The sequence below is a fragment of the Phyllobacterium sp. P5_D12 genome (genome assembly GCF_054049495.1).
The window spans coordinates 1-1422 of the sequence record NZ_JBFUMG010000841.1 but is presented as its reverse complement, the minus strand read 5'-3'; the positions used below and the strand labels follow the sequence as shown (position 1 = coordinate 1422).

Here is a 1422-nt window from a genome sequence, read left to right as displayed (position 1 = left end):
TCTCTATGGTGTTTCATATGGCGGCATTCGCGTTCCAATCATCGGGCGGATGCTGATTGAAAGCGGGACGACCAAATATACCGAGAAGAAGGATTCAAAGAACGTTCTTGCCGGCTTGATTCTGAACTCGCCGGTTCTCGATTATGAAGCAGATTGTCTGTCGAATGATGCGCCATGCGGCGGTAATCTTCCGACCTATGCAGCGGTTGCTGCTGACTGGGAGGAATCCCTTGAACGCAGCGGCAAGCCGATCGAGGCAATTCCGGACGATTTAGGCGCATTTGTCCGGGATTATAACAAATACTATTATTCGTCGTTCAGTGGCGTCGACAATAGAAAGGTAAAAGACCGGACAAAATGGGAAGCTTTTCTCAAGCAGCCAGAGGCTCCGCCCTTCCTGAACCGGTTGTATCGACTGACCGGCATAGGTAAGATTTACGCGCCTGGCGACAGTAAAGCCAACAATCCCTGGATAGAAGAACCGAACATGAACAGCTTCGAATTCAGCTGGTTCTTCGATTCAGGTGAAGACAGGATGTTGTTGCTCGCCGATGAGCGGATGACTATCAAACTTTCCGATACCGATCCGGCCTATGACCGTAGGCCCGTTTTTGACCCCCTTGCTCAACAATATCAACGCGAGTTTATAGGCTATAATTCCAATTTAGGTTACATGGGAAGCAATGGCGAAGTCATCGACAATTGGGATTTCCGGTCGCATCATCCCGATGATCCCATCAAGCCCGACAGGGAAGTATCAAGCATTCCCGACCTCTCAGAGAGCCTTCGCCTCAACTCTGATTTGAAGGTTTTGGTTCAGCACGGATACTACGACCTCAACACGCCATTCTATCAGTCCGAACTTGTTCTTGCCGCGTTGCCGGCAGCAATGAAAGTACCGGTCAAATTGTATGAGGCCGGTCACGGTATTGGTCCTGGAGATGGCCCAGAAGCCAAACTCTCACTCTATAGTAGAGTGCTGAGCGATCTTAATGCATTTTATGATCGGCCGCAGCCTGATGGCGTATTGACGGCCATGCGTTTCCCTCTTCCTGAAACGGTGCAGCCATGAGAGGTCGTTTTATCATCGGAATGGCGGTGCTGCTTGCCATGCAGTGCCAGGTAGCGTCATCGAACGCTGCCGAAACCATGGCGCGCTTCAAGCCTGACAGACAGATACAGGGACGATTGTTGCGGAGCACTGTGCCGCCATCAAAGCGCTCGAACCAAGGTGGGGTTCCCCTTACCCGGGAGACGGTGAGCGCTGCAGTCGATGCCCGTATCAAGGCCCTCTTCGACCGTGCGGCTGATCCTGCAACGCAACTCGTTACTTTTGCCTCGGCAGAAAAGGCCGGTGTCGGTTATTTCACCGGTCACTTTGCCGACATCGACAGGGATAGGGATGGCAGCCTCACCTTTGGC

Annotated in this window: 2 protein-coding genes; both read left to right on the top strand. The window is 52.3% G+C overall.

Annotation, left to right across the window (positions count from 1 at the left end; genetic code table 11):
* Positions 1–49 precede the first annotated feature (49 nt).
* Positions 50–1072: a hypothetical protein gene (locus ACXJ5O_RS26940; protein WP_457302586.1), complete on the top strand. Its 1023-nt coding sequence runs from the start codon at positions 50–52 to the stop codon at positions 1070–1072.
* Positions 1069–1422 (top strand): hypothetical protein (locus ACXJ5O_RS26935; RefSeq protein WP_457302585.1); only part of this gene is annotated, 354 nt, incomplete at its 3' end. The genes ACXJ5O_RS26940 and ACXJ5O_RS26935, both read left to right, overlap by 4 nt.

What these genes read in the sequence shown, in the direction of transcription:
- ACXJ5O_RS26940 (WP_457302586.1), top strand. Translation starts at nt 50, where the DNA reads ATGCTGATTGAAAGCGGGACGACCAAATATACCGAGAAGAAGGATTCA.